Source organism: Gordonia lacunae, assembly GCF_002149015.1.
Lineage (GTDB): Bacteria > Actinomycetota > Actinomycetes > Mycobacteriales > Mycobacteriaceae > Gordonia > Gordonia lacunae.
In genome coordinates, this window is the sequence record NZ_NGFO01000067.1 from 1 (window position 1) to 7,975 (window position 7,975).

The following is a 7,975-nucleotide window of genomic DNA, read 5'->3' on the forward strand; positions in this document are numbered from 1 at the left end:
CGCCCCCTGAGGAGGCCCGGAGCTTGCGGAGGGCCGTCACGAAGGGTCTAGCCCCCACCGCCCCCTGAGGAGGCCCGGAGCTTGCGGAGGGCCGTCACGAAGGGTCCTCGCAACCGCTGGATTCGAACCGACACCCCCGCGGTGTGTACAAGCGTCAACGCAACGATTCGTCCATGCACAGCACTGAACACACGCCGTCATCGGTTCACTTGAGCCCTGAATATGGGCGGATGGCATGGGTCTATCTACTCGAGTGCGCCGACAGCTTGTTCTACGTCGGTAGCACGCGCGATCTCGACAACCGAATGCAACAGCACAGCTCCGCGCAAGTCGGGTTCACATCCCGACGACGTCCGGTGAAGCTCATGTGGGCGGCCGAACTCGAATTGCAGGACGCATACGCCATCGAGCGTCGAATACACGGGTGGTCGCGTGCGAAGAAGCGCGCCCTGATCGACGGCGACGTCGAACTTCTGCGCCAGCTCTCGAGCCGCGCCCGGGGCAGCATCTCGGTGCACCGTCGCCACGACCCTTCGTGACGCTCGCAAGCTCGCTCCTCAGGGATCTGAACGTGCGAAGCTCATTCGTCAGGGGCCGGCACACTCACCACGACCCTTCGTGACGCTCGCAAGCTCGCTCCTCAGGGATCGGAACGTGCAAAGCTGATTCGTCAGGGGCCGACACACTCACCACGACCCTCCGTGACGGCCCTCCGCACGCTCCGGGCCTCCTCAGGGAGCGCTATCCACCCAGAGCACGATCTCGCCGTCTCGGTCCTCGACGCGGTGAACGCCGACGGAACCGACGCCGTCCGAGGTGCATCGACCGTCGGCCAGGCCGAAGGCGAACTGGTGCAACGGACAGACGACCTTGGCGAGGTCGAACTGGCCGTCGGCGAGCGGCCCCCCGCGGTGAGGACAGACGGCATCCGTGGCTCGGAGGCTCCCGTCGGTCAGCCGGAACACCGCGATCTGCCTGTCGTGCACCGCATAGGCCCGACTCTCACCGATCTGCAGGCCCGCCACGGGGCCGACGACGACGCCTGCGCCCACCGACACACTGGTCATCGGACCGGCACCTGAGGCAGCGGAAGCAACGGCAGGGCCGACGTGAACTGTGCGGGCGATTTCGGTTCGGCGCGATCGAGCCAGGGATCGACATAGGCCTCGACTGCGGCGTCGATCCCCTCCTGCAACCCGGCGACCAGTCCGTCACGGTCGTCGACGATGATCGCGCGGAGTTCCTCGATGCCGATGCGCGGGACGAATGCGTAGGTCCGCTCCAGCCACTTGCCCTGTTCGCGGTAGTACTGGATGAAGATGCCGCACAACCGGATCACCTCCGCGGCGGACTCCACCGTCGCCAGGAGGTCGCCCTTGCGGATGTGCGCGCCGGCCGCTCCACCGACATAGATCTCCCACTTGCCGTCACCGATCGCGACCACGCCGAAGTCCTTGCACAACGCCTCGGCACAGTTGCGCGGGCATCCGGTCACCGCGAGCTTGAGCTTCGCCGGCGACTCCAGCCCCTGATAGCGGGTCTCGATGTCGATGCCGAGTTGCGTCGAATCGCCGAGTCCGAACCGGCAGTAGTCCGTTCCGACACAGGTTTTCACGGTCCGGAAGCTCTTGCCGTAGGCGTACCCGGACGGCATGCCGAGATCTTCCCAGACCTTCGGGAGGTCTTCCTTCTTCACACCGAGCAGGTCCAGTCGTTGTCCACCGGTCGCCTTGATCATGGGGATCGAGTACTTCTCGGCGACGTCGGCGATCTTGCGCAACTGATCGGGCGAGGTCACCCCGCCCTTCATCTGGGGCACCACCGAGAACGTGCCGTCGCGCTGGATGTTGGCGTGCACCCGGTCGTTGACGAACAGCGCACCGGGTTCGCGCTTCCAGTCCGAACCCCAGATGATCCGCAACAGCGACGCGAGCGGCATCTTGGCGGTCGCGTCCTCACCGTCGGGTGCGAGTTTGTCGAACACCTCGGTGACCGACCGTAGGTTCTGCCGTCGGATGGCGGCGATGAGTTCGGGTTTCGTCAGCGGGATCGCCGGGACGTACCAGTCGGCCGAAGCGTCGGCGGTGAGTGCGTCGCCCGCGGCCAGTTCGACGATGTCGGCGACGAGCCCCTTACAGGACCCGCACCCCTTGCCGGCGCGGGTCTTCGCACACACATCCCCCACACTCGTGCACCCCGACGCGACGCAGGCCACGATGTCACCCTTGGTGACCCCGTTGCAGTTGCACACCTGCACGTCGTCGGCGAGTTCGGCCGCCCCGGTCTCGGCGCTGGGAGTGCCGAGGTCGAACAGCATCGAGATGCGCTCGTCCGGCAGCGGGACCTTGTCATCGAACGCCTGGGAGAGGAAGTTGACCTTCGAGATGTCCCCCAGCAGCATCGCTCCGATGAGCTTGTTGTCGCGGACCACCACACTCTTGTAGACACCGCTGCGCGGTTCGTAGAACTGGACGAACTCGTCGTCCTCGCGTTCGGGGCCCTTGACGCCCATGGCCGCGACGTCGACGCCGGCGACCTTGAGTTTGGTGGTCAAGCGCGAACCATGGTATTCCGCAGCGGGATTCGCGCCCGTGAGCACGTCGGCGAGCACCACGGCCTGCTCCCACAGCGGCGCGACCAGACCGTACACCTCGCTGCGGTGCTGCGCGCATTCGCCGACCGCGTAGATGAACGCCTCGTCCTCGCAGCGCATCTGGTCGTCGACGACGATTCCCCGTTCGACGACCAGGCCCGCGCCGCGGGCGATCTCGACGTTGGGGCGGATGCCGGCGGTCACGACGATCATGTCGGCGGGCAGCGAATCCCCGTCGGTGAAACCGACGCCGGCGACGGTCCCGTCGTCGTTGCGGAGCACGGCCGTCGTCCGCTTTCCGGTGTGGACACCGACCCCGAGCGCTTCGATCTGGTTGCGCAACACCTTGCCGCCGCGCTCGTCGAGTTGCTGGTTCATCAGATGCCCGGGCGAGTGCACGACGTCGACGGCCAGCCCCTGCGTCCGAAGACCATAGGCGGCTTCGAGTCCCAGCAGACCACCGCCGATCACCACCGCGCGCACGTCGTCACGCGACGCAGCCATCTGGAGCATTCCGTTGGTGTCCTCGATGGTGCGGAATCCGAACACCCCGCGCGCGAGGCGGCCGTCGGACTCGCGCAGTCCATCCATGTTCGGGAAGAACGTGTGCGACCCGGTCGCGACGATCAGCACGTCGAATCCGATGATCCGTCCGCTCGCGCAGGTCACCGTCTTGGCGAACCGGTCGATCGACTCGGCGCGATCACCGGAGTGGAGCGTGACGTCGTTCTCCCGGTACCACGCCATCGGGTTGAGCATCAGATCGTCGTCGTCGACCGTGGCCTCGCCGGCCAGTACATGGCTCAGCATGATCCGGTTGTAGTTGCCGTATGGCTCATCGCCGATCATGGTGATGTCGAACTGATCCCGGCCTCCCCGGGAGATGATCTCCTCCACGGTGCGCGCGCCGGCCATACCGTTGCCGACCACCACCAGCCTGCGGACCGACTCCCGGCCGGGCGTCGCGCTCTCGTCCCCCATCAGAAGACGACCATCCCGAAGTCGACGACGACCTCGCCGCTGGCCCCCTCCGGGGCAGAGAGCAGGAGTTCCAATGTGCTGTCGGGCTCCACGTCCTCGACGACCCGCAACGGCACGTTGACCGACGACTTGGCCCCCATGGGGAACATCCGCATCGGGGTGCCGTCGCGCACGAGGGTCACACAGATGAGTTCGCCGGAACTGTTTCCGCCGCGAAAGTACAACGGCTGAGCCGTCATTCCCGACGGTACGACGAAGGTCAACGACGCGTCGATCGGCCCCGGCTTGGACAGACCCGAGCCGGTGAAGGCATGGACACCCTGCAGAAAATGTGGAGTGCTCGACATGTCGCCACTATCCGCGAGGCGCATGAAATGCGACTTGCCTCGGTGTTACGGCGACGTTGTCTGGTTCTCACCGGGCCCGCGCGTCGAGGAGAGCGCCGGCGACGGGACTACCGAGAGCCGAGCGCGCGCTCCCGGGCGAGGAAGAAGAACGGGATCGCGGTGGCGATACCCACCCCGAAGGTCAGCACCACCGAAGCGGCCCACCACGGCAGGATGCGGAGCCGGCGGGCTTCGGCGAAGGCCCACACATGGAACCCGATGACGACGAAGGTGAGGTCCACCATCGCGAACCGGCCCGGCGTCGTCGTCAGGATGTCGCCGACGAAGAAGTCCTTCACCGACTCGGGGCCATTGCGCCGGACGTAGGGAATCGCGATGGCGTTCTGGGACACCAGCGCAGTCACGAAGACCACGAACAACGATCGCTCGCGCCACTTCTGGTCGGTATCGGTGGTCGTCATCGCGCCTCCCTCGACATGCCGGAACTCCGATCGTGCCACGGTCCAGCGCCGCCGCGGTCGGATTCCGCGGCGGCCATGGGCCTCAGGTCCGGCGCCACCCCGCGGCGCCGACCATCTCGGCGACCTGGGTGAACTTCACCCGCGGCCGCCCCTGCTCGAGTCCGCGACGCCGTTCGCGGCGGTCGATGGCGCGCATCCCGCGATAGCCGATCACCGTCGCGACGCGCTTGCGCACCAGGGCTCCGAAGGCACCGGGTTCACGTTCGGTGCGTCGGATCCGTCCCGCCGCGGCGTCGGCGAGAAAGTCCTCGACGGTTCGCGTCGCACACATCTTGTTGGCGCCGATCCCACCGCTGGGTCCGCGTTTGGCCCAGCCGAGCACGTAGCCACCCGGGATGATGGCGCCCGTCTCGTCGACGAGGCGGCCGTCGACATTGCTGAAGACTCCACGCGCATCGTCGAAGGTGAGTCCGGGGATCGGGGTGGAGCGGTAGCCGATCGAACGCACCACGAGATCGGTCGCGATGTGGTGACGTCCTTCGCCGGTACGGACGGTGACGGACTCGACCTGCGAATCACCGGTGATCTCTTCGGGGCTGCTGTGGAAGAGGAACACGATCCGGCGGCGATTCGGGTCGGCCGGGGCACGGAACCTCGAGAGGCCGGCAGTCGCGGTGCCGTCGGCGTCGTCGATGACCTCCACCTCGACGCCCGGGATCTCCGACAGCGCGCGGTATTCGGCCGCGGTATAGGCCGCCGAGGCCTGATCCCGACGGCCCAGCAGCACCACTTCGTGCACGTTCTGCTCGGCGAGCAGATCCAGCGCACGGTCGGCGATGTCGGTGGTGGCCAACAGTTCCGGCGGCGACACCAGGATCCGCGCGACGTCGAGAGCCACGTTGCCCGTTCCGACGACGACCGCACGGCCCATCGCCGGGTCGTCGGCGGTCCCGCGACGCAGCGGGGGCCCGGCATCGACGCCGGGGACCCCGTTGTACCAGGCCACGAGGTCCGTGGCCGACGTCGAACCCGGCAGGTCCTCACCCGGGATGCCCAGTCGGCGTGACTCGCTCGCGCCGACGGCGTAGAACACGGCGTCGAAGTGCTCGGCCAGTTCCGCGGGCGTGATCTGGTCGGGACCGTCACCGATGGTCACGTTGGTCAGCATCGTGACCCGGGGGTCGCGGTAGAGCAGGTCGAATCCGCGGAGCACGCCCTTGGTGCCGGGATGGTCCGGGGCGACGCCGGCACGCACGAGCCCGCCGGGGGTGGGCAGCTTGTCGATCACCGTGACCCGAGCCTCGGTCCGATCGAGCAGGGTGCGCAGGGCGTAACCACCGGAGGGACCGGTACCGACCAGCGCGACGCGAAGTCCCGCAGGCAGTTTCGGCACGTCCGGATAGGTGACCGTCGACTCGGAGTCCTCGCCGATGGGCGCCCAGCCCGACCGGACATCCGGGTTGTTCTTGTAGAAGTCCGCATTGATGTCGATGAACACCTTGTCGCGGGTGCCGAGCTTGTCGGCGGGGTAGATCGCATCGACGGGGCAGGCGTCGGCGCAGGCGCCGCAGTCGATACACGCCTCCGGGTCGATGTGGAGGATGTCCGAGCTGCCGAAGCCCCGCTCCTCCGGCGTCGGATGGATGCAGTTGACCGGGCACACGGCGACGCATGCCGCGTCGCTACAACACGATTGGGTGATGACGAACATCAGAGCATGTGCGCTTTCCGGTAGAACCGCATGGCCGGCTTGGTCAGCAGTCCGACCTCGTCGAGGAATTCCATGAGGTGGGCGCAGCTGCTGCGGATCATCGAGTGGAAGTGCGAATTGCTGCGCATCTCCCGGACCGCGCGGTCGACGTCGAGCCCGGCGTCGGCAAAGGCCTTGGGCTGCACCAGACTCGTCACGATGAAGTAGGCGCCGACGGCGACCGCGAACGCACTGAACTGGCGGCGCGCCCAGCTGACGCCCTCCAGGGAGTCCCGCACCTCTTCGCGCGCGAACTTCATGTGGCGCGACTCTTCGAGGACATGGATCTCGTTCACGGTACGGATGAAGTCGAGCACGCGGTCGTCGCGCATGCAGCCGCGCTGGAAGACGTCCAGGACCTCTTCGGCGACCAGGATGCCGGCGTAGGCGACCTCGTTCTTCGCGGTCTGCATGAAGATCTTGCCGAGGCGCGAGACCTTCTTCGACGGGTGGTAGGAGGCGCCGACCATCTTCTCCGACGCCTTCGCGAACATCAGCGAGTGCCGGCACTCGTCGGCGACCTCGGTGAGCGCGAACTGGAACTCCGACCCGTGGTAGTCGCCGAGGTACTGATCGCGGATGACCATCTCCTGCAGGATCATCTCGAACCAGATACCGATGTTCATGATCGACGCGAACTCATGGCGGGTCACCGAGATGCGCTGCTCCTCGGTGAGCTCGTCCCAATACGCGGTTCCGTAGAGCGAGGACCACTCCGGGCTGCACCCGTACTTGGTGGGGTCCATCGGCTTGGACCAGTCGATCTCGGTCATCGCGTTGCGTGACAACCGGGCGGCCGACGCCAGCAACCGTGCCGAGACCTCTTCGGTCCCCTGGTCACGCAGACTGATGACGTTCTCGGATCGTTCCATCGCGGCGGTCATGGAGCACTCGCTTCCCGGTCGTCGATCGTGACAATGATCGATGTAATGACAATGCGTGTTGTCAAGATAGCACCGCCGTGTGACCGAGTAAACGAATCGGCGAATATACTCACCGGTAAGTTTGACACCGAACACGATCGTCGCAGGTCATCGCCGTCCAACTGTTCTGTTCACCGACTAGGAGTTCGCATGCCTTCCATCTTCATCACCGGCGGCGCCGCCGGGATCGGCCTCGCCACCGCGGAGCGTTTCGGCCGCGAAGGGTGGACCGTCGGGGTCTATGACGTCGACGTCGACGCACTGGCGAAGGTGAAGGCAGACCACCCCGACTTCATCACCGGCACCATCGACGTCCGCGAGCCGGAGCAGTGGGCCGAGGCGCTCGCCGAGTTCACCTCGCACACCGGCGGCACCCTCGACGTCCTCGACAACAACGCCGGCATCCTGCACGAGGGCCAGATCGACCACATCTCGCCGGACCAGATCAAGCGCCAGATCGACATCGACGCCCTCGGCGTCGCGCTCGGCGCCCAGGCCGCCTACCCGTACCTGAAGAAGACACCGGGCGCGCATCTGGTGAACATCGGATCGGCGTCGGCAATCTACGGCCAGCCCGGCATCGCGGTCTACTCGGCGACCAAGTTCTTCGTCGCCGGCCTCACCGAAGCGCTCGAGTTGGAGTGGGAGCACGACGACATCCGTGTCGTCAGCATCTGGCCGCTCTGGGCCAAGACCGCCCTCGCGACCGGCGGCGCGAAGTCGACCAAGACCCTCGGCATCCGCATCACCCCCGACCAGGTGGCCGACAAGATCTGGGAGTCGGTGCACCCGACCCGCCAGGACAAGCTGCTGCATCGCACCAGCTACTCCGTCGGCACGCAGACCCTCGTCCTGCAGAACGCCGCCAAGTTCATCCCGAACTTCCTCAACCGGACCGTCAACAAGTACATCGCCCAGTA

The 7,975-nt window shown here is 66.4% G+C and carries 8 protein-coding genes; 2 read left to right on the plus strand and 6 right to left on the minus strand.

The genetic code is table 11. From position 1 onward, the window contains the following. Nucleotides 1–230: 230 nt before the first annotated feature. Complete coding sequence (locus CA982_RS25925) at nucleotides 231–539, plus strand: GIY-YIG nuclease family protein (protein ID WP_086537925.1); 309 nt, start codon at nucleotides 231–233, stop codon at nucleotides 537–539. 192 nt (nucleotides 540–731) lie between these two features. Here the strand turns inward: CA982_RS25925 and CA982_RS25930 are convergent, their stop codons facing one another. The 6 genes from CA982_RS25930 to CA982_RS25955 form a co-directional block, all read right to left on the minus strand. Then, complete coding sequence (locus tag CA982_RS25930) at nucleotides 732–1,067, minus strand: Rieske (2Fe-2S) protein (RefSeq protein WP_086537926.1); 336 nt, start codon at nucleotides 1,065–1,067, stop codon at nucleotides 732–734. Next, a complete protein-coding gene (gene nirB, locus CA982_RS25935; protein ID WP_086537927.1) occupies nucleotides 1,064–3,574 on the minus strand; it encodes a nitrite reductase large subunit NirB in 2,511 nt (836 codons plus the stop codon). Before nirB ends, CA982_RS25930 begins: the two co-directional genes overlap by 4 nt. Next, nucleotides 3,574–3,921 carry a molybdopterin oxidoreductase gene (locus CA982_RS25940; RefSeq protein WP_086537931.1) on the minus strand — a complete coding sequence of 116 codons (348 nt, stop codon included), beginning with the start codon at nucleotides 3,919–3,921 and terminating at the stop codon, nucleotides 3,574–3,576. Before CA982_RS25940 ends, nirB begins: the two co-directional genes overlap by 1 nt. A gap of 107 nt (nucleotides 3,922–4,028) precedes the next feature. Continuing rightward, nucleotides 4,029–4,382 (minus strand): DUF2834 domain-containing protein, encoded by a 354-nt coding sequence (locus CA982_RS25945; RefSeq protein ID WP_086537932.1) that lies wholly within the window; start codon nucleotides 4,380–4,382, stop codon nucleotides 4,029–4,031. Nucleotides 4,383–4,464: 82 nt separating this feature from the next. Then, a complete protein-coding gene (locus CA982_RS25950; RefSeq protein WP_086537928.1) occupies nucleotides 4,465–6,093 on the minus strand; it encodes an FAD-dependent oxidoreductase in 1,629 nt (542 codons plus the stop codon). After that, nucleotides 6,093–7,016: an AurF N-oxygenase family protein gene (locus tag CA982_RS25955; RefSeq protein ID WP_086537929.1), complete on the minus strand. Its 924-nt coding sequence runs from the start codon at nucleotides 7,014–7,016 to the stop codon at nucleotides 6,093–6,095. Before CA982_RS25955 ends, CA982_RS25950 begins: the two co-directional genes overlap by 1 nt. Before the next feature lie 189 nt (nucleotides 7,017–7,205). On the opposite strand from CA982_RS25955, the gene CA982_RS25960 reads away from it, so the two are divergent. Continuing rightward, nucleotides 7,206–7,975: SDR family oxidoreductase (locus CA982_RS25960; protein ID WP_086537930.1), on the plus strand; the 770-nt coding region annotated here is incomplete at its 3' end.

Excerpts from the sequence above, each read along its gene's own strand:
- nirB (WP_086537927.1), bottom strand. The coding sequence starts at position 3,574 with ATGGGGGACGAGAGCGCGACGCCCGGCCGGGAGTCGGTCCGCAGGCTG.
- CA982_RS25930 (WP_086537926.1), bottom strand. The coding sequence starts at position 1,067 with ATGACCAGTGTGTCGGTGGGCGCAGGCGTCGTCGTCGGCCCCGTGGCG.
- CA982_RS25925 (WP_086537925.1), top strand. The coding sequence starts at position 231 with ATGGCATGGGTCTATCTACTCGAGTGCGCCGACAGCTTGTTCTACGTC.
- CA982_RS25945 (WP_086537932.1), bottom strand. The coding sequence starts at position 4,382 with ATGACGACCACCGATACCGACCAGAAGTGGCGCGAGCGATCGTTGTTC.
- CA982_RS25955 (WP_086537929.1), bottom strand. The coding sequence starts at position 7,016 with ATGACCGCCGCGATGGAACGATCCGAGAACGTCATCAGTCTGCGTGAC.
- CA982_RS25940 (WP_086537931.1), bottom strand. The coding sequence starts at position 3,921 with ATGTCGAGCACTCCACATTTTCTGCAGGGTGTCCATGCCTTCACCGGC.
- CA982_RS25950 (WP_086537928.1), bottom strand. The coding sequence starts at position 6,093 with ATGTTCGTCATCACCCAATCGTGTTGTAGCGACGCGGCATGCGTCGCC.